This is a genomic window from Njordella aestuarii (assembly GCF_056494165.1).
Map to the genome: position 1 here is coordinate 1,102,033 of NZ_CM151397.1, position 20,306 is coordinate 1,122,338.

Here is a 20,306-nt window from a genome sequence, read left to right on the forward strand (position 1 = left end):
GAAGCGGCGAGCACATGTTAAACGCGCTGGATTGAGAGAGCTTCGGTTTCTAGCTTGCCAAACTTATTCACCCACGAAACAAGTTCGTGGGGGTCAAAAAAGATGTGGGGTTGTAAAAAGGCGAGACGCCCGTGCACCAAAACTACTAACCCTAACTTTTAACGTTGACGCTCCACTAGTCGGCATTCTAGGATGCACTCAGCTCTAACCATCTCTCTTCTGCTGCTCCAAGCTCCATCTCGAGCGCCTTAATTTCGTTGTGCAACTTGAGTGACAGCGCAGCATCGGTTGTCTGCATAAGTTCTTCGTTTAGCTTGGTGCGCTCCGCATCCAGACTACGAATTGACTTCTCCAAGTTCTTTAGCTCCTTCTCGACTTTCCGCGCATCCGCAACTTCACTTGCCGAAGGCTTAGCTGCGCCTTTCGCCTTATCAGTCTTGCTGCGTGCAGGAGCTCGCGTTCGTTCACCCTCGTCAATTTCCTTGTTGATGTAGTAAAGGTACGCTTCATAGTCACCTTCGTAGTTCCTCGCCGTGCCGTCGCGTACCTCGATAATGTTGGTCGCCAGACGTCGCATAAAGTGACGATCGTGGCTCGTGAAAATCACCGTGCCTTTGTATTCCAACAACGCATCGACAAGAGATTCAACTGTTTCGACGTCCAGATGGTTCCCAGGTTCGTCAAGGACCAAAATGTTGTACGGGCCTAACAAGAGACCGGCCATACACAGCCGAGCCCGTTCGCCTCCAGACAACACCTGCACCTTTTTACGGACATGCTCGTCACGGAACAGCAGCGAACCGGCAACCGCCAAGATTTGCTGGTTGGTGGTCCCAGCGATCGCTTTATATTCTAGATAATCGAGCACTGTTTGCTTCGGTTCTAACGCACCATACACGTGCTGAGCATATACGCCAATTTCGCAGTGATGTCCCCACCGCACAGTCCCTTCGATCGGTTCAAGCGAATCGACCAAAGTACGTAGCAGTGTCGTCTTGCCTTGGCCGTTATCCCCGACAATCGCCGCGCGTTGGCCGTGTTCGATCTCAATATTGATTCCCCGCGCAACGGTGTGGTTAGGGTAACCGATGGCTCCATCAATAACGCGAACCGCAGGGCCTTTGCGGGGCGAAACGATGGGCGCGCGGATCGACGGGATCGGAAGATCTTCCGCAATTTCCAGCGTCTGCAAACGTTCCAATTGCTTGCCTTTAGAGCGGGCTTGGCTAGCAGTGCTCGCGCGGGCTCGGTTTTTGTCGATGAACTTTTGCAAGTGTTTTTGCTTGGCTTGGACAGAGGCATTTACTTTTTCGTCATGCTCCCGACGTTCGGCCTGGAACACCAGGAACTCTTCGATTTTGCCCGGATACATCGTCAGCTTGCCGCGCGAAAGATCGAGCGTGTGATCGCATGTCGCCTGCAGAAATGACCGGTCGTGCGAAACAATTAAGGCCGCTTTGTTGAAGCCCCGCAGAAAATGCTCAAGGAGAATCTGCGTGCGGACGTCCAAGAAGTTCGTCGGCTCATCCAACAACAATAAATTTGGTTCGTGCAGCAGCAGCGAGGCAAGCTTAACACGCGTCTGCCAGCCCCCAGAAAGCGCTGACACTGGACCAGTCAGATAGTCGCCCTTCAACTCGAACTGGCCGCTCACTTCCCCGCATTTCCAGTCAGGTTGACCGCTGTCCCGCATCAAGAACTCTAACGCAGACTCGCCTGGCAAGAAGGGATCGTGCTGCCGCAGGTAACCAACTTGCAGGTTCGTGCTGCGAACAACTTCACCCTTTTCAAGCTCTTCTTCGCCCAGCAGAATCTTTAGCAGCGTTGATTTCCCAGCTCCATTGCGTCCGACAAAGCCAACCTTGACGTCGTCGGTAATCGTGGCGGTCGCATCATCCAGCAGCATCTGGTCGCCAAAACTTTTTTCGGCGCCTAGAATTTGAAGCAGCACACCCATAAATCGTCAGCAGTCAGTTCGTATCAAGAAAACGTTAGTACTTTGGCCGCATGTTCCCCACCCGGCCGGTCGACTGCCAAGTTTAGCCGAAGCGAGTGTCACTGCAATGACAAGTCTTTCGCCGCAAAAAGGCTCGGCTGCTAATTACCAGTTTGCAGAAATCTCGATAAATCGGATTCTATTCTGGCTGCGACTGGCCGGTTTGCTTTGATAGTTCCTGATGTTGACTCGCCATCCTCGCGTCAGCATCCAATCGACGAATTGATGTCCGCTGTTACGGTTGGGTTCTGCAAACACAGCCATTCCAGTCGGCAATAAGTGGCGGCGTAAAAGGCTTTCCAAAGCGACAAAGTTCTTCGTGTCGTAGACCACATCGGCCGCAAGTATCAACGGGAAAGTCTCAGCTAGTCGTTCTCGGCTGTGCCAATCGACACGACGAATATTAAGCGGTACGTCGTTTAACAGGCTATTACATTTGGCAAGCAAGAGGGCATCCGCGGCCACGTCAGTCGCCAGAACTCGGACCCCTCGGATGGAACAACCTAGACTTAAAAAGCCGCTCCCACATCCAAGCTCAAGAACGCGACCGCATTTTTGCTGCGGAACTGACAAGCTGTTGAGATAGCGTTCTAGATCCTGCTCAAGTGCAATCCCCGACTCCCAATTGCTCGCCCAAAAGGGATCCCCCGTGCTCTTCGCGGCATTTGCAGGACGCTTGCCAGTCTCTTGCTCAGTCCGGATCGCTTGGTCGATCGCTACGTCTGTATCGGCGACATGAAACCAAGGCCACGTTCTTCCAGCAATCTCCATTGTCCCCAATCCGATGGGAACATGTCGCTGCAATCTCGCCAGCTTTGTGTGCAACTCCTTGTTAAACATCGCTTTTCCCGGCAACTGCATTATTGCTAGCATTCACTTTAGATTTCTTCAGGAAAATTTCAAAGGAGCTTCACAAACTCTTTTCGGCAACAACTGAATTGCTATATTTCAACCCCACGATGCGGTCGACTTCACAAACTCCCGCGTCTTTGGCCACATCTCAACGCAATGTCAAGGAAGCATTTCGATGACCCGAATCCCAATTAGCAAAGCCGACGAACAAGCTCGACTGATGCGAGAACAACTCGACTTGAGCACTGCGGAAATTGGACTGCAGGTTCGCACGACGAACTGTCTTGAAGAAAAAGGGATTTTCACTGTTCGCGATCTTTTGAACAGCCGTCCTGAAATCCTACTCACGATTTCTAACTTCGGCGAGAAAACACTCGAAGAAGTCTACCAGGCATTGGAAAAACTCGGTTACCAAAGACCCGAACGCGCTCGACCACGCACCAAGCCTTCTCTGAAGTAAATGCTTGCACACTAATGGTCGCACAGGCCATGTTCTGCTAGCAATTGCGGCGATCGCTTCTATGTGGTCGCCCTTGTAAAAATATACCGATTCTTCCGGATGCTCCACCGCTAACGATTTTGGTGCCCATTTTTGGGCCGCCGAAGTGTTCAACAGCGGCTGCACGTTCCGATTGTGAGAGATGTGTCGATAGTAGGCACGTCTCAACCGCAAAGCGCGTGTGAAACAGTCGGAAATGAATCGTACAATGATCAACCAAACCAAGCGACAGTCATTCCGAGTTATCGTCGGATTAACTTGCCTCGCAATCACTCCTTGCGCCACGAGCCACGCACAGAATCATGTCTGGCAAAGCTCGTCACCACAGGGTAGTGGTCAGGTTCAGCCTAACACTGCTCGCGGTTCGACAACTCAGTCGCGCACCATTGGTTTGCCACAAACGCAGGCCAGACAGCAAAATACCGTCGTTCCTTCCCAATGGACTTCCAACGCCACTGGGGCTGAATCTTTCGAGTTGGCAGTTGAACCCGTCATCGATTTCGGCGTGCCGCAAGCGCTGAATACAGCCGCGTTCCCCTCCGATCCACTGCCTAGTTCGCCTTGGAAAGAGAATCGTAACGTAACGCCGCAACCGCCGCGAACAGAATCACCGAGCTTTGATCAGCCAAGCACGCCGCCTACTAATCGAGCGAATACGGCGCCGGCAAATGTTCCCCGAAGTTTCATTCAGCAACCAGACGTTGCAAATTCATCGACTGGCTTTCAGGTGCAAGCGACCCTGACAAGCGCTTCGATGCGAGCCAACAACGCAGAACAACCAGCTTGGGACCAACTGCGAGCTACCGGAGTTCCCGTTGCGACACCGGAAGTATCTCGCGATGAAACGTCTACTAGCCCATCGCTCCAGCAAACGCCGCCAAGCCAACAGGCATCGCAAGCGCCTCGCAGCAGCGCTGAGCCAACGAATATCAGCCTGGCTTCGCAAGTCGGTTCTGCGGTTCCAACCAAGTTGGCCGGGACTGCGGCAGCTTCCGATTCGCGTGTTTTGTTAGCGAAGAAGATTAGCCGCGACTTGATGTACGAGCCGAAGAAACAGCAAGCAGTTGTCCCTCAAGCGATCGAAACGCCGCTCGGTTGGTCAGCCGTCCGTGAGCAACTGTTGCGAAACCTCGAAGAGTGCGATCAACTGCTGAGACGTGGAGCAGTTCAAAGTGCTCGAGAAGAAGCCTTGGTTGGGGCTCGTGCGTTGCTCCGCTCGCTAGATACCCATAGCGGAGATTGGTACAGCGAACCAGCGTTTAACCGAGCGATGTTGGCATTTGTGGAAGAGAAGGACTTCCACGTCGTTCGTTCCAGCACCACGCGATCGGAATCCTCTCCAATTGCAGGCCATCAAACGCCGGTACTGCATGGCGCGGACCTTCGCAACATTTCACCTGTAATCGCCGCCCAGCATTACCGCGCTTATGCCCGGAGCCAACTGGTTGCAGCCTCGCAGGGCCATCCTTGGGCAGCGGAATTGTTTTACGCCCTTGGTAAGACATATGACGCTGAAGCCGAACAGGGTTTGCCGACTTCGGCTATGTTGCGAGAACAAGCGGTCTGTTGTTACCAAGCGGCCTTAGATATTCAGGGTAACCACGGCGATGCTGCGAATCAACTCGGCTATTCGCTGATCAAACTCGATCGAACGCAGGAAGCAGAGCAAGTTCTGATCGCCGCTGTTTCTCGATCACCAAAACCTGATATGTACAAGAATCTCGCCGAACTGTACCGACGTCGCGGTGATCAAGCAAGATCCAGCCAAGCGACTCAACAAGCCATCGCACTCGAGTCGCAGTCGCCTACTCCCGCCCCAAGCAAAGCCACACCCGACGTGCTGCAGCTCACTCCCGAGCAGTTTGCGCAGTTTAGCCCAAATTTGACAAGGCCAATGACACAAACCGCATCGAACTACACGCCAGCAAGACCGGCTGAGGTATTGCAAGCTTCTGGAAGCGACCAGTCAGGCAATGTGGTCTCGTCTGCTGCAACTGCAGCGAAGCCTTCGTTCTTCCAGCGAATTTTCCGTTGATCACTGAAATGCGTAAACCCATCAAGTCTGACGAATCTTCGGTATCAAGAATGTCCAACTCCATGCATGCCACTACGCAATTGCCACTCGCCAGACTCAAGACGCAGCTTGTCGTCTGCATAACGCTTTGTGGCTCACTGTTCAATGCTGGTAGCGATTTACTTGCACAGAGCCCTCACTTGAGCTCCGGGGCAACCATAGAAAACTTTTATGTGTCGACCAGCGGGCAAGTGACTCCGGCAAGCTGCAGCGACTGCCAAACCATACCGAATGCCTCCTGCGCAAGCTGTAGCACATGTATTGATCCGAATCCACCGGCTGTAATGGTGCCGCCATCTCAACAAGCAGTTGGACTACGTGGCTGTTACTGCGAGAATTGTATTCGCGGGATTGACTGTGCGGACAGCGGCGGACATGAGCAACGTTGGTCTGATGCAAGGACTATTAACTTTCAACCACTTCGCCATGGGGAATGGATTGGCCCAGTTCGTTTACCTTCCATGCTGCAATATCGCGTACGCACGGGCGACGAACTTCAATTCGTCTTTGTAAACATCCATCAAGAAAGTGCGGACCCTTACCGCTTGGAAGTTGGCGATGAAATAGCAATCCAATCGGTGACTGACGATAGTTTGAAGCTGGGCGACATCAATCGAGGTGTCATCATTCAACCTGATGGCAAGCTACACCTTCCCTACTTGGTCGAGGGAGTGCATGCTACGGGCATGACCATTTCAGAACTGCGAAAAGAACTTGAGAAGAGATATTCGCCTTACCTGAAAAACCCGGCCATTGATGTGATTCCAGTTAAAACGAACACAAAGCTGCAGGATCTCAATCTGGCGGTCAGCAATTTCCTGGCTTCGGGCGGACAGAATATCAACGCCGTAGTGAACCCCGATGGTCGCATTCAATTGCCCGTAATCGGAAACCTGCGAGTAATCGGGATGACTTTGGAAGAGATCAAGCGTGAAGTCAACCTCCACTATCGGAACCGCGATTACTGGGGCATTGAAGTTGAACCGCGGCTTGTGCAGCAAGCGCCGCACTTTGTCTTTATCACCGGCGAAGTTACACGTCCAGGTCGTTTCGAGCTCAACGGTCCGACGACGGTCACTCAAGCGCTAGCGATGGCTGAAGGAATCAAGGTCGGAGGCAATCGGCGTCAAGTCGTGATCTTTCGCCGCGCTGAAGACTGGCGTCTGATGGCCACGATGCTCGACCTGCGAGGAGAACTGCTTGGCAAACGGCCAAACCCTGCCGACGAAATCTGGCTCCGGGATAGCGATTTGATTATCGTTCCGCCACAACCCATCAAAGTCTTCGATGACTGGGTGAAACTGGTATTCACCGATGGCATCTACGGCGTGGCCCCAGCCATCCTGTTTAGCAATAATAATAACTAGGAAAACGGCTAGTCGGTAACAAGCGTACGTCCGATGTGTGCTGCCAGTGCCATCAGCGTACCTTGCGGATTGCCAGTGGTTGGCTCCGGAATTACCGATGCATCGACGACATAAAGTTGCTCAAGAGATCGCACGCGACACTTTTCGTCGACAACTGAGCCCTCGTCACTTCCGATTCGGCAAGTTCCCGTCGGATGATAGATCGAGAGCGAAAAAGCTCTGATGGCCGACTCAATCCGCCGATCATCATCGAAGTTGCACTTGGGAACCAGTTTCGCTGCGACGATCTTCGCGAGTGCGTCTTGCTCAAACAACTGTCCAGCCACTTTAACGCTGCGGACGAACAACTCCATATCGTTTTGATCACCCAGGTAGTTCGGATCGATCGTCCACTTGTTAAGCTCTGGATCGAAATCAATCGAGCCAGACGATCGAGGATGCAATGGAGTTACGCCGATAGAGATTGCAGGCACATGCTCTCTTGCTAATGGGTATTGCAAGTAATGCGTTGGCGTAAAGTGCAACTGTATGTTTGGTCGGCCAAGGTTTCCGTCGTGATTCTTTTCGGAAGAGTCGACCTTTAGAAAAGCGCCTGCCTCTGCGATGTTCGAAGCAAGCGTTCCAGTTTTTTGCCGAGCGTATTCGAAACGGACGGCACGATCAGCCACACGCTCTAGCGAATGCCGCGAGTCGACTTGCATAACCAACGGAAACACCAGATGGTCTTTCAAATTCTGCCCAACTTGGTCGATTGCGGCAACAACAGGAACTTGAAGATTCTCTAAGACACGGCGCGGCCCAATACCGCTCTGCATCAGTAGCTGCGGACTGGCGATGCTGCCACAGCAAACGCAAACCGCTTTATTGGCACCAAGTAATAGGCCATTGGGATTGTTAAGGTCTGTTATTTCGACGCCGTTTGCGCGTTGATCGCGAAATAGAATTCGCTTGCAAGTTGCGTTGCGAATGACGGTCAGCCGCGGATGATCGAGCATTGGTTTCAAGAACGCATGATACGCGGAATGCCGTCGACCATTCTTTGCGGTCCGCAAAAAAACGCCACTACCAGCTTCACAGTCGGCATTTCCGTCGTGCGAGCGGAAGATGCCCAGCGAGTCACACGCGTTTAGAAAGCATTCGGACGATTCTTGAACATTCAAAGTTTCGTACCAACAGGCCGGCGCGGTAGCTTTCCAACTCTCGCGGATTTCACGCCAGTTCCAAGCGGGCGGATAGGCCGCCGAGTCATCCGCATGCCCGTGCGAATAAATGGAAGCATTCATACTCGAACTGCCGCCTAACATGCGGCCCCGCGGCCAGTTGATTTTGCGATTGCGCATTGCCTTCTGCGGGACAGTCTCCAACGACCAGTCTTTGCTCGAATTCCAGGAAAGCGGGTACATGGCGGGCGTATTGCAGATTCGCCCCGTTGGAAAGCTGCCGGCTTCGATAACAGCGATCGTGGCTTTAGAGTTACGGAGCAGTTGGTTTGCTAGCACGCAGGCGGCCGTTCCACCGCCAACGATAATGAAGTCGAATGTCGTAGTCATTTAGCTCTGGTGGTCCATCCCCAACTGCATCCCATCAGACAGCTCAATCGATCCAATTCGCAGACGCTAAAGTTTGAGCGGGCGAAGTTCGGTTTGGATTCTGTCTTGCTCGTCAACTGCGAACCTGTTAAAAGTCGCGAGAGGTGTATTTAAGGCATCAAAACTGCGATGTTAACGGATAGCATCGGTCTTGGAAGGAGTCGCGTGACCATGAATAGTTTGCTCGAAATCTCGACCCTCGTCGACGGCACGCTGATCGGCGTCTCACGGAATGTGGCGGAAAAGCTGATCATTTCCAATGCGTTGCCACTCAACCAAGCGATAGCTGGCTCGATAACTCTGGTCGACAAAGTAGCCAACGCCGCAGTGCTCAAAAGTTCTCAAGCCGCAGCGGTGATTGTAAACGAAGCGCATGTCGATGCGATTCTTAACACTTGCAAAGATGTTCCACTAATACTGCTGGCAGTTGCGAATCCTCACGACGCATTCGAGCGCACGATTGAACTGGTGCGACCAACCAACAATAAACTGACAACGGGCATCGACGCTCGCGCAGCAATTGGCGAAAACGTTTACATTGGACGCGATGTGACGATTGGCCCCTTTGTCACCATCGGCGCTAATTGCTCGATCGGCGATCGTACCATCTTACATAGCGGCACACGAGTGATGTCCGAATGCAATATTGGCCGCGACTGCGAAGTTTTTCCCAACGCAGTACTTTATCCGAGGACCACTCTCGAAGATCGCGTCACAGTCCACTCCGGCGCAGTAATTGGCGCGTATGGGTTTGGCTACCGCCAATCGGAAGGGCGTCACAATCGGACAGCTCAATTGGGTTGGGTGCATGTCGCATCCGACGTCGAAATTGGTGCCAACACAACGATCGACCGCGGCAGCTATGGTGCAACGAAAATTGGAGTTGGTACCAAGCTCGATAACCTCGTCCAGATTGGACATAATGTCGATATCGGTCCTCACAACTTGATCTGCAGCCAAGTCGGCATTGCTGGGTCCGCCAGTACAGGTAGCCACGTGGTGCTTGCAGGGCAAGTTGGTGTTAGGGATCATATTCATATTGGCGAGAGAACTCAAGTTGGAGCTCAGTCTGGTGTCGCGACCGAATTGCCAGGCGACGGAATTTTTGTAGGCTCCCCCGCTGCTCCTCATAAAGAGTCCCTGCAGTCGCTCCTGGCGATCCAAAGGCTACCAGAAATGCGAAAGCAGCTTCGAAAACTACAGTCAGAAATGGACCGACTCCTAAAGTCGCAGTCCAGCGAAGATGCAACGATTCCTTTGCCTGGCATTACAGACTCCAAAGCAGCTTAACACTGCGAAGCACAGTCCGTCTCAGTTAGTTGCTCGCTTTCATTCCTGACGATTAATATGACAACCATGTTCGCCACAGCATCTATGCAAGAACATCAAGAATCGTCTTCTGCACCGGCTATGACTGCGTCCGAAAACTCATTGAGTGGTCAAACTTTTGGCATTGTTGCTGGCTGGGGGAACTATCCGATCGAAGTTGCAAAACGATTGCGAGCCATGGGGGCGAAGGTTGTCACCGTGGGAATTCGTCACCACGCGCCACATGAACTATCCGATCTTTCCGATCATTTTCAGTATTTCGGAGTAGGGAAACTGGGTGGGCATCAACGCTATTTCAAGAAGCATGGTGTTACCAAAGTCATCCTGGCCGGCAAAATCTTCAAGGATCGTATCCTCTTCACGCGACTGAGCTGGATGGGCGCAATGCCTGATCTGAAGTGCATTGCTACCTTTATACCGCATTTTATTTACCGCCAGCGAGATCAGCGTGATGACTCTTTGCTGCACACAATCGCGCGGTCTTATGAAGCGGTTGGTATGCAAGTCGTTCCTGGCACGGACTACGCAAAACACTTACTTGCCGAAGAGGGCGTTTTGACGACAGTCCAACCGAACTTCGCTGTTCGCAAAGATATCGAATTTGGATGGTCGATAGCCAAACGCATGGGCGGACTGGATATTGGCCAGAGCATTACTGTTTACAACCAAAACGTCCTTGCGGTAGAAGCGATCGAGGGGACCGACGCGTGCATCGCTCGAACGACGGGGCTGTGCCAGCAGAAAGGTTTTACCTTGATCAAGGTTGCCAAGCCGCAACAGGATGATCGATTTGATTTGCCGACGATTGGGCCACTTACCGTTCAAAAGGTATGGGACGCTGGTGGTCGAGCAATTGCGATTGAACAAGGCAAAACGATCTTGATCGACCGAGAAGAAACGCTTGAAACCGCCAATCGACTCGGCATTTGTATCGTGTCGCTCGCCGACTACAACCACGCCTACGAAAGCTCCGCAGCCTGAGGAGGTATAGAGACTTGCCTAAACGACATGTTCCAATAGACCCCGTGTTCCCAAGAATCGTTCTCCCGGTGCTCCTGAGTGGCTTGATTATCCATTCCACCGGCTGTAGCACGACCGCGCCCATTACGACTTGGCAACCCTCCAAGTTGCAAGCGAATTCGATCATCAACACAAAACAGCCGAAACGGGTCGCTTTTGTAACCATTACTGGTCCTGAAGCGTTGAGCTCGCGATTGGAGCAGGCTCTCGCAAACACAAAGCCGGCGGGGTCGACGCACATCGCGATGTTGTCGCCGCAGTCTCTCTCATCTCCACCACTTGGTTCGGCAAGCCCAATACAATTGGCTAGTCATCAAAAGAAGCCAAACCCAATGTCGACTTTGGAGACAGTCAAGGCGTCGGGGGCCGAACTTATGATTCAAGGCCACATCACTATGGCAGATTTTGAACTGGAAAAAGAGGAAGCCAAGCGGCCTGCGAATCCGAATTCACCCGGAGCAGCGATGGCTGTCCTACAGCAATACAGCAATAAACCAGTCAACGAACGTCCCGAACACATGATTGTTACATGGGAAGCTTACGAAGTGCCTTCTGGCAAGTTTGTCAACGCGGCAACTGTATCTTTGAATCGCACGCAGGCCGAAGAGCAATATCCTGAGTTGGCTTTTGTAGCGGATCCGGTCGATCGATTGCTGACTGGCGTGTCGCGACAGACGTGGTCTCAATTCGCGCCGACTTTGGAAGAGACTGAGGTCACGTTGCAAAACCCATACTGGTCTTGGGGGTCTAAGGAAGTGCGTCAGGGCAACACGGTGGCGAGCAACGGGCTCTGGCAGCAGGCTGACTTCCATTGGCAGAACGTCGTATCGACTCATCCTAAAAACAAGGCAGCTTGGCATAACATGGCCGTCTCCGCGGTGGCCCAAGAAGATTTCGAACTCGCAAGACTCCGGCTCAGTCGTGCGAAAGGTTGGCTGCCGAACAAGAAGGTCAAAGAAACAGAGCAATGGATAGACGCCCAGCAAAAGGCCTATCATCAAAGCTTTGGGCTTCCGCCCCGCGAAGGCGGTTGGCTGGAACCAGATCCCGTACTAGCACCCGAGACGAGCGAAGTCCCTGAAGCCGAGGCTGTCGATATTGACAAACTGCCGTGGTGGACTGCCATTCCATTTACAAAGCCACCTGGCTGGACATGGAAAGCCTGGCTGACTCAACCGTTGCCGTAACATTGAAACTCTGATCACTTATCCATGCCTCTCCCCTCGTACGACTTCAGTTCGCAAAGAAGTACTTATCTTGCTGACTGGATTGAATTGCCCAACGGGCAGTCACGATTCTGCCATCGATGGATACCGTGCATTGCAAAACGCAAGGTTGAGCACGTATGTGTCTTGATCCATGGACTGGGCGATCACGGCGGCCGGTATGCCGCATTAGGCGAGTATTTGTCAGATCATGGAATCGCACTTCAGGTAGTCGACTTGATCGGCCATGGAAAATCGCCTGGCAAGCGTGGGCGCATCGAATCGTACACCGCGCTGATGGACGAGATTAGCACGACCGTCCATGCTGCGCAGCAGGTTTGGCAGCATGCTCAGATATGCTTGATCGGTCAGAGCATGGGTGGTAACTTGGCGGTTGGATTTGCGTTAGGACAAACATTGAGCGAGCCCGAAGAAGGCGAACTTATTCCAATCATCCGACCCCGAGCGCATCGGTTTGTACTGATTGCCCCGATGCTTGTACCTGAAGGCAAGCCGATACGTGAAGACTTCCTTGCCGTGGGACGGCGGCTTTCGCAATGGATCCCTGACTGGCCAATGCGTCTGAAGAGTCGCGTCGACTGGCTAACGGATGATCCAGCGGCTCAGCGAGCTTACCGCGAGGATGCGCTGCTGCATCGAACGATGAGTATTCGCTTGGGCATCGAATTGTTAGTTGCTGGGCGTGAGTCGCTTGAGCGAGCCTCGCAATTGGATCTTCCGACGCTGCTTATTCATGGGGATCGCGATCGACTGGCTTCAATCGAAGCTAGTGCTCAGTTCGCGAGCCAGTCACCTGGAGCATCGCTGGTGACTCTGCCCGAGGGACTTCACGACCCGCTGAGTTGCCAAAATCGCCGGTCGGTAATGGAGTTGATCCGCCGTTTTGTGACGGAAGATACTGGGCAACGCTTACACTTTGCCGAAACCATGCGATCGGCAGCTTAAACCGCTAAATCTGGGTTTATTGGTGCCATTCTTGCCGAAAGGCCTTTTTTCGGCGATTTTAGCCAGCAATTTTCGGTTTTTGACTGGGACATTCGGAGAAGTTTTCCCAGATTCCGCGTTTAACTGAACTTTTCCTGACTTTCTTGCGAGTCAAGGGGGTGACTTTCGCCAATATTGCTAGTTTAATTGTCCTTCGAGATGCTTGGGCCTGCTAACCGCACTTGGTATGGCGGATAGTCAGCTACCTCCCAGCCCGAGCAGCGGACCTGTTTAACTAGAAAGTGCAGAGCATCAAGATGTGCTTGCTGGCCATTCAGTATCGATTGGTTCCGGAAAGTCCCATCCTAGTCGCCGCTAATAGAGAGGAGTTTTTTACCAGACGCTCAACCCCACCTTCCATACAATCCGGGAAGCCAAGAATTTTATGTCCTGGTGATCAACGTTCGGGAGGCACTTGGATAGGAGCGAATCAGCATGGAATGTTCGTAGGAATTTGCCAACGTCACAGCATTCAACCGCTGGGCGGAGACTCTTCCAGAGCAATTTTATGCCGGGAAGCTTTGCGTGCTACAACAGCTCGCAAGGCGTTAGATAGAGTTCTCGATGAACTTACAAAGTCAGCGTACGAGGCGTTCAACCTTGTAATTGCTGATCGCGAGAATGGTTGGGTTATTCATCATGATACGGCTGATGAGGTCGTGGAGATGGAACCTGGCCTGAATATAATCGGGAGCAAAAATTTAAATGATTTTCGAGATGAACGAGTCCAAATGGCTCGGCGTCTTCTGACTCTTCAAACTCTCGATTCAGCTGTTAAGTTTCTAGCTGTCGCGAGCCGTGTATTTGCTCGTTCGCCATCGTCACCGGGTCGTCCTTCCATGGTAATGCGTGGAACTGACTACGGAACGGTATCTAGCACGTTGATTGCGCTGGGGGCTAAGCCTCGCGATGCAATTTTTCAATATGCAGATGGACCAGCCGATGCGCATCGATACGAAGATTACTCGCCTTTATTGCGAGACATCCTCAGTCGAGGCTTGCGAGAAGCTCGTGTCAAATTGGCGGCTGCATCGTAGGCACCGAAAATGCTTATGAGTTAACGACAAGCAATTGAGGCGGTGACTGGCCTATCAGTCACCGCCTCTGTTTGTTGTTCTACAGTCCCAGGTGCACTAAAATGAATGATTCGCAAAACGCGGCTTCGCAGCAATACAAACCCGCTGGCATTAATCCGCCGTATTCTCCAAACAAGCCGCCTCGTAATGTGGGCCTAGCGTTCCTGGGCGTAATTGTTTCCGTGGCGTTCCTTGCCAATCTGACTTTAGGGATCATCGAGGTTCCTGACAATCTTCCGTTCATCGGCAATCTCGATGAAGTATTCTTCAGCGGACTGCTGTTCGTTTGTCTTTCGCGGTTAGGGATCCGCCTGCCAGGCTATCTCGAAAAGAATAAAAAGCCTGCAAACTAAGCGTGATGCGCTTAGAAAACCGCGTGGATGATTTGTGTTAGAATGTTAGTCGGTTGACTTATTCAATTGGCGGACATTTCACGTGGAGTTTTCTTATGTCGAAGTACTATTCATCTTTCAGTCGTCGAAACATGATTCAAGCGATGGCGTTTGGTGCCACGGCGCTTACTGTACGCGGCGCATTTGCTGAAGAGTTGACAACGACGGTCGCTTTAACGGAAGGACCGTTCTATCCCGACAAACTTCCGCTGGATACGGACAACGATCTCCTGCTCATCAACGATTCAATCAGCTCGGCGGTGGGTGAGATAACGCATCTGACTGGTCGCATTCTTGATAAATCGGGCAGCCCGATCCGCAACGCGGTGGTGGAGATCTGGCAGTGCGATAACAACGGCGCGTACCTTCATTCGGGAACGGGCAACGCCGATAAGAAGGATTCTAACTTTCAGGGCTTTGGTCGCTTTACGACAGATTCCAAGGGCCAATACTATTTCCGCACGATCAAGCCGGTTCCGTATCCAGGACGTACGCCGCACATTCACTTTGCAATCAATCAGAACGGCCACCGTCTCTTGACCACTCAGATGTTAATCAATGGCCATTCGATGAACGAAGGCGATGGCGTTTTCCGAGCAGTCAAGGACCCGGCTTCGCGCAAATCGGTGTTGGTAGATTTCAAGCCATTTGAAGGTTCGAAAATTGGCGAGCTTGCCGCAAACTTCGATGTTATCCTAGGCCGCACCGCCTTCGAAGGCGACGACGGTAAGTTGCGATCAGCTGGCTAAAAGGTTCTTTGTAGCAAACGCGACTGTGGATAGTGCGATTGTATGAAGCTGAAATTGAGTCTCAACCTTTTATTGTTGATCGTAGTAATTGCAAGCGCCGGAGTTTTACTTAAACAAGCGATTGAGAACTCGGCGCTTCGCTACGACTACGAACGCCTCGTTTCGAAATATGGCCGACTGGATCTTTCCGATACTTCTCAAGTTCAAATCGTTAAATTGCATTGCGATGCTCCAACGCAATTTGCTTGGCGAGCTTACCTGCCTGACGGGCAAGACTGGACTATATGCAGCAACCTTCGACATTCAAGCTCGTCATCTGGATTTATGAGTGGTCAAGAAACTACACATTCCGTCGAATTTGACTTGGAGCTGGATAACATTACAACTTGCTCGAAGTCTCAAACCTCCAGTGCTGTATCGAAGAAAGAAGCAGTGTCGGCGAATTTTCTTAGGAAGCACTGGGGTCAGCTTGAATTCAAAATTCTTGCTAACGACACGCAGTTTAGTTCAGCGACAAACGAAATTTTAACGCTGCTTGAATGTAGGATACCGGACGAGCTCGCATCCGAAGCCGCCATCGCATTTGGGATACCGATAGACGAAGTTCGAGCCGATCCCTTGTACACTTTGAGGCTAGGGAGTGCAGCAAAATTCGCTGCAGAAGAGGCTATTAAAGCAGCAAAACGGTGACAGGTAATCAGTCTAATAAAATGTTATGGCGTCCGCGCATTAGTTTAGTATCGCTGTTTCTACTTATCGCGTTGGTAGCTATCTGGATTAAGTACTTCCAGTTGAAAGAAGAGCAATCGTTAATCGAACGAGAGTATGCTGGGCTGGTCGATATCGCACGCGAGTTGGATGTGAGCGATCCTAGCATGTATGCGATCGTGCACAAGAAAAGTGTATTTGACCGCGCTGAAAAGACCGAAGTGTATCTTCCAGAAGGCCGATCCTATCAACTTTGTTTAGCATTGGAAAATATTGAGTCCGAGGGGATATCAGATCCCGAGTTGAAAGCACCTTTTCAAGCGGGGACCTATGCCATTGAGCTGTTGATTGAAAGAGCAGCCAATGAAATCCAGATCACTGTTATGGCGAACCAAGAAAAAATCATGAGCGTGATTCGCCCAAAAGATTGGGCTGACATCAATGCGTTTGGTGCAGGACTTAGTCACAAGACTAGTCAACAATTCCCAGTGGACGAGCCATTGATCATAGATAGACGAGTATTCTATTTACCTACCAGTCCAAATTCGTGGGCGATGCCAAAAGGACCGGGCAAAGGAGTGCTGCTTTGGATTGAGTAAACTCGGAAAAGGTGTCAGGACTCGTTGTTTCGCGCGTGCCGGTCGCCCACGGTTGACTTGAGTGAACGACCGGATTGTTACCAGTGTTGCGAGATCTTTTTGCGTAGGAAATTCACGCTACGCTGGAGTTGCTCGAAGCCGTCGACGCCGTCTTCAATGCTTATCCAGCCATCGAAGCCGACGCGACGCAACTCGGTGAAAATCGCATCGTAGTCATTCAAGCCTTGCCCAATTTCGCCATGCCGCAGCCGTTTTGCATAACCAGCAGATCCGCCTTCTTCGCGGCGCAGGTCCTCAAGCGTACCTTCGGTTAGATACCGGTCGCTTGCGTGCATCGTTACCACGCGATGCGAAACTCGCTTAAGCAATTCCAACGGGTCATCCCCAGCGATATAAGCGTTGCTGGGATCATAATTCACGCCAAAAGCTGGATGTTCGATCGCGTCGACCAAGGCACAAAAATCGTCAATTCGCTGGGCGAACTCGGGATACTCCCAAAAGTCATCCTTGTAATGATTCTCTAGGTTCAGTGTAATGCCTCGCTCCTGCGCATACGGCAGGCATTCGTAAATCGATTCTGCGGCCAGCTTTACTCCCTCGGCCGACGTCAATTCGGGCCGACGTTGGCCGCTCAACACGCGGCAGTAGCTACAGCCTAACGTTTTGGCCATATCGATACGCAGCTTTTGCTTTTCAATTTCACGTTGCCGGAATGCCTTATCCGGGTGCGTAAAGTCGGGCGAACAGCACAACATCGGAATTTGAAGGCCCAAGTCTTCGACCTGCTGCCGAAACCCAGCCCACTTCGTTTGATCTGCCATTTCGATGAAGCCCGCGTAGAACTCAATCCCATCGACGCCCAGGCGACTTGCAATTTCAAACCACTCGGACAGCTTCATACTCCCATCTTTGCAGAGAGCATCCATATACGCTTTGGGGAACGCAGAAAGTTGTGGCATAACTTTAAACCGGGGTTAGAACACTTTTAACGACAGCACCGCTATGCATCTGCTCAAACGCTTCGTGCCATTGAGTAATCGGCCAGACGCCACCGATAATCGGCCTTACATCCAGTTGGCCGCTAGCGAGCAACGCGATGACGCGTTCCCAGATTGGCCAGTTGTGAGAAAAACTCCCTTGCAAAGTAACATTTTTTTGAACAAGAGGGTCGATATTAAAGCCCAGCGGTTGCGGTCCCCAGCCAACTTTACTGATCCAGCCTGCTGGCCTAACAAGATCGAGGGCAATTTTGAGTGTAACGCTTGCGCCTGCAGCATCGATCACTCCGTCAGCTCCCAGGCCGTCTCGCTCCAACGACCACGCCTTAGCGTCTCCAATGATCGATTCGCAGCCGTATTGTTCTGCGATCTGTAATCGATGGCGATCTGCCTCCAGCCCAACCAATGCGACTTCAGCACCACACAATCTGGCCATCGCGGCACACAGGATGCCAATGGTTCCTGGCCCTAAAACTACAATACGATCGCCGGGCTCAATCCGAGCGTTCTTTACAACGGCGTTATAAGCCACACAACATGGCTCGGTCAGGCAAGCTTGCTCCAACGGAAGCTGATCGGGTACATGATGTAGGATCCGAGCTGGCACACGGACGAATTTCGTCATCGCGCCATTTACGCCATAGCCGAATCCTTTGCGTGTCGGGTCAAGATTATAAAGTCCCCGCCGTGACATGGGGTTTTGCTGGTTGATGATGGCAGCAGTTTCACTAACAACTCGGTCACCTTCTCGCCAGCCTTGGACATTCTTGCCAAGTTCGACAATATGCCCACCAAACTCATGGCCTAGGACCACCGGATAGTTAACTGGCCAACTGTGGTCGGCGGTCCATTGGTGTAGATCGCTTCCGCAGACACCGACATTGGCAACTTCCAGCAAGACGTCGTCGTCCCCTATTTCAGGGCGATCAATCTCGCGGATCTCAACAGAACCCTTCTCAGGGGCAAAATTTACGACAGCAGCCGATTTCATCTTGGATTACTCAGGAGTTTATGCTTGTTTTGGGTTTACTGGCACATCATCATACGCGTGGATTTTTTCACAGATCAGCCGCAACGAGCTCTCAAGGTCTCCGTCCGCCGTTTTGAAGGCATCGGCGTCGATCGTCAAAGGTGCGCCAAGCACCACTAGTGGTGCGCCGTAAGCTGGACATGCAATTGCTTGCTCAAGAGACAGGCCGCCGACGGCTTGCACAGGCACACCCACAGCATTCACAACTTCACGCAGCTGATCAAGCGGGCTGGGCATTCGATGGCCGTCGGCAGCAATACCACGCCGCTCGTCATATCCGATATGGTGAATGATAAAGTCGCAGCCCAAGTCTTCCAAGAATCTGGCTCCGTCGACCATCGATTCGCAAACCATGTTGTCACCCATGACTTGGACTCCGTAATCTCGGCCAGCTTTGACGACGCACTTGATGGTTTCTGCATGAGCTCGAGCCATCACCACAACGTGCGTTGCTCCTGCACCGGCCATCATCTCTGCTTCGAGATATCCGCCATCCATTGTCTTTAGGTCGGCGATAATCGGGACGTTCGGAAATTCAGCCCGTAAGGCTCGGATACCATGCAGGCCTTCAGCCAGAATCAACGGCGTGCCTGCTTCCAGCCAATCGACGCCAGCTCGCATCGCCATACGAGCCGTTTCGATTGCTTCCACAATGTTGGTGAGGTCTAACGAGATTTGGACAATCGGTCGCATCGCTAATTTTCTGGTGGGATTTTGATGATAGCTGCGGTCATTCGGGCGGGGCGGTCATCATAGCGTATTTACCATCTCCCAAAATCCCCAGAGTAAGCATTGTGCAACCTAGCTAGGCAGATTCGCGGTGTTTTACCGAGAGTTTGCTGTTCAATAGTTGCGAGTCGTCGATTAAACTGGGCGAAGGAAATTTAGTACTTTTCGGTGCAATAATATGAGCTTAAGCAAGTTTTTTGACGGTAGTCGTCGCGGTCTGTCTTTTGAATTGTTTCCTCCTAAGACCGATGATGGCGTCACCAATATGTTGGGTGCCGTCGACGAATTGATGCGATACAGTCCCGATTTCTTCACCTGTACTTACGGTGCGGGTGGCTCGACACAAGACCGAACATTGCAGGTAGCTAGCTTGGTTAGGCAACGAACCGGACGTCCGGTTGCTTCGCATTTGACTTGTGTTGGTTCGACTGTCGATGATTTGCGAGCGTACATTCGACGTGCGATGGACGCAGGCGTCGAATACATCGTGGCGTTAAGAGGCGATCCGCCAAAGGGCGAAACAGAATTCAAAATGACCGCTGGCGGGCTTCGGTACGCCAATGAATTGGTCGCGCTGATTCGCGATGAGTTCAAGGAGTTGGACATCGCAGTCGCCGGCTACCCCGAAGTCCATCAAGAAGCGGTCGATGCAAAGACAGATCTTGACAATCTGAAGCGCAAAGTCGACGCGGGCGCTCAGATTATCGTTACGCAACTTTTCTACAAGAACGTCGATTACTTCCGTTTTTGCGACGATTGTCGCGCGGCAGGAATTAACATTCCGATCGTTCCAGGCATCATGCCGGTGACGAATTTGGCGCAGATCAAGCGTATCACTTCGCTGTGCAAAGCGGCTCTACCAGACTCCTTTGTCGGCAAGCTTTCCGAAAATGACGACACCGACTGGCAGTTCAATGTTGGAGTCGAATTCGCAAGAAATCAAGTTCGCGAGTTGCTAGATGCAGGCATTCCCGGCGTGCACTTTTACGTGCTCAACAAGTCCCAAGCGACTGCCGCGGTCCTCGACGCGCTCGATATGATCGACGCGTAAGCATTGCATTAGTCGATCTCGTTTAACCGCACGCCCAA

Annotated in this window: 19 protein-coding genes; 13 read left to right on the forward strand and 6 right to left on the reverse strand. The window is 52.0% G+C overall.

What is annotated here, in order from left to right; all coding sequences use genetic code 11:
- Positions 1–187 precede the first annotated feature (187 nt).
- Together SH451x_RS04295 and SH451x_RS04300 are read right to left on the reverse strand one after the other, a co-directional pair.
- Positions 188–1,957: an ABC-F family ATP-binding cassette domain-containing protein gene (locus tag SH451x_RS04295; RefSeq protein WP_479361193.1), complete on the reverse strand. Its 1,770-nt coding sequence runs from the start codon at positions 1,955–1,957 to the stop codon at positions 188–190.
- A gap of 144 nt (positions 1,958–2,101) precedes the next feature.
- Positions 2,102–2,869: a class I SAM-dependent methyltransferase gene (locus SH451x_RS04300; RefSeq protein ID WP_479361195.1), complete on the reverse strand. Its 768-nt coding sequence runs from the start codon at positions 2,867–2,869 to the stop codon at positions 2,102–2,104.
- Positions 2,870–3,023: 154 nt separating this feature from the next.
- On the opposite strand from SH451x_RS04300, the gene SH451x_RS04305 reads away from it, so the two are divergent.
- From SH451x_RS04305 to SH451x_RS04315, 3 genes are all read left to right on the forward strand, one after another.
- Positions 3,024–3,308 (forward strand): DNA-directed RNA polymerase subunit alpha C-terminal domain-containing protein, encoded by a 285-nt coding sequence (locus SH451x_RS04305; protein ID WP_479361196.1) that lies wholly within the window; start codon positions 3,024–3,026, stop codon positions 3,306–3,308.
- 235 nt (positions 3,309–3,543) lie between these two features.
- Positions 3,544–5,382: a tetratricopeptide repeat protein gene (locus tag SH451x_RS04310; protein ID WP_479361198.1), complete on the forward strand. Its 1,839-nt coding sequence runs from the start codon at positions 3,544–3,546 to the stop codon at positions 5,380–5,382.
- Positions 5,383–5,390: 8 nt separating this feature from the next.
- On the forward strand, positions 5,391–6,788 hold the full coding sequence (locus tag SH451x_RS04315; RefSeq protein WP_479361199.1) for a polysaccharide biosynthesis/export family protein: 1,398 nt from the start codon (positions 5,391–5,393) through the stop codon (positions 6,786–6,788).
- An 8-nt stretch (positions 6,789–6,796) separates the two neighbouring features.
- Here SH451x_RS04315 and SH451x_RS04320 read toward each other — a convergent pair whose 3' ends face one another.
- Complete coding sequence (locus tag SH451x_RS04320; protein WP_479361200.1) at positions 6,797–8,338, reverse strand: GMC family oxidoreductase; 1,542 nt, start codon at positions 8,336–8,338, stop codon at positions 6,797–6,799.
- A gap of 210 nt (positions 8,339–8,548) precedes the next feature.
- Between SH451x_RS04320 and lpxD the strand changes: the two genes are divergently transcribed.
- From lpxD to SH451x_RS04365, 9 genes are all read left to right on the forward strand, one after another.
- Positions 8,549–9,667 carry a UDP-3-O-(3-hydroxymyristoyl)glucosamine N-acyltransferase gene (lpxD, locus tag SH451x_RS04325; RefSeq protein ID WP_479361202.1) on the forward strand — a complete coding sequence of 373 codons (1,119 nt, stop codon included), beginning with the start codon at positions 8,549–8,551 and terminating at the stop codon, positions 9,665–9,667.
- 57 nt (positions 9,668–9,724) lie between these two features.
- Positions 9,725–10,687: an LpxI family protein gene (locus SH451x_RS04330; protein WP_479361203.1), complete on the forward strand. Its 963-nt coding sequence runs from the start codon at positions 9,725–9,727 to the stop codon at positions 10,685–10,687.
- A gap of 14 nt (positions 10,688–10,701) precedes the next feature.
- On the forward strand, positions 10,702–11,913 hold the full coding sequence (locus SH451x_RS04335; RefSeq protein ID WP_479361205.1) for a hypothetical protein: 1,212 nt from the start codon (positions 10,702–10,704) through the stop codon (positions 11,911–11,913).
- 24 nt (positions 11,914–11,937) lie between these two features.
- Positions 11,938–12,897: an alpha/beta hydrolase gene (locus SH451x_RS04340; protein ID WP_479361207.1), complete on the forward strand. Its 960-nt coding sequence runs from the start codon at positions 11,938–11,940 to the stop codon at positions 12,895–12,897.
- Between the two features lie 296 nt (positions 12,898–13,193).
- Positions 13,194–13,973, forward strand: a complete 780-nt coding sequence (locus SH451x_RS04345; RefSeq protein WP_479362878.1) for an NRDE family protein — start codon at positions 13,194–13,196, stop codon at positions 13,971–13,973.
- Between the two features lie 101 nt (positions 13,974–14,074).
- A complete protein-coding gene (locus tag SH451x_RS04350) occupies positions 14,075–14,365 on the forward strand; it encodes a hypothetical protein (protein WP_479361208.1) in 291 nt (96 codons plus the stop codon).
- Positions 14,366–14,460: 95 nt separating this feature from the next.
- A complete protein-coding gene (locus tag SH451x_RS04355; RefSeq protein ID WP_479361209.1) occupies positions 14,461–15,153 on the forward strand; it encodes a dioxygenase family protein in 693 nt (230 codons plus the stop codon).
- A gap of 42 nt (positions 15,154–15,195) precedes the next feature.
- Positions 15,196–15,843 (forward strand): hypothetical protein, encoded by a 648-nt coding sequence (locus SH451x_RS04360; RefSeq protein WP_479361210.1) that lies wholly within the window; start codon positions 15,196–15,198, stop codon positions 15,841–15,843.
- Positions 15,844–15,863: 20 nt separating this feature from the next.
- Complete coding sequence (locus tag SH451x_RS04365) at positions 15,864–16,460, forward strand: hypothetical protein (protein ID WP_479361211.1); 597 nt, start codon at positions 15,864–15,866, stop codon at positions 16,458–16,460.
- Positions 16,461–16,537: 77 nt separating this feature from the next.
- Here the strand turns inward: SH451x_RS04365 and SH451x_RS04370 are convergent, their stop codons facing one another.
- From SH451x_RS04370 to SH451x_RS04380, 3 genes are read right to left on the reverse strand one after another with little or no spacing between them, the layout of a single operon-like run.
- Positions 16,538–17,419, reverse strand: a complete 882-nt coding sequence (locus SH451x_RS04370; RefSeq protein ID WP_479361212.1) for a sugar phosphate isomerase/epimerase family protein — start codon at positions 17,417–17,419, stop codon at positions 16,538–16,540.
- 4 nt (positions 17,420–17,423) lie between these two features.
- Positions 17,424–18,449: a zinc-binding dehydrogenase gene (locus SH451x_RS04375; RefSeq protein ID WP_479361213.1), complete on the reverse strand. Its 1,026-nt coding sequence runs from the start codon at positions 18,447–18,449 to the stop codon at positions 17,424–17,426.
- A gap of 18 nt (positions 18,450–18,467) precedes the next feature.
- Positions 18,468–19,181 (reverse strand): orotidine 5'-phosphate decarboxylase / HUMPS family protein, encoded by a 714-nt coding sequence (locus SH451x_RS04380; RefSeq protein ID WP_479361214.1) that lies wholly within the window; start codon positions 19,179–19,181, stop codon positions 18,468–18,470.
- A 214-nt stretch (positions 19,182–19,395) separates the two neighbouring features.
- Between SH451x_RS04380 and metF the strand changes: the two genes are divergently transcribed.
- Positions 19,396–20,268 carry a methylenetetrahydrofolate reductase [NAD(P)H] gene (gene metF / locus SH451x_RS04385; protein ID WP_479361215.1) on the forward strand — a complete coding sequence of 291 codons (873 nt, stop codon included), beginning with the start codon at positions 19,396–19,398 and terminating at the stop codon, positions 20,266–20,268.
- Positions 20,269–20,306: the final 38 nt, after the last annotated feature.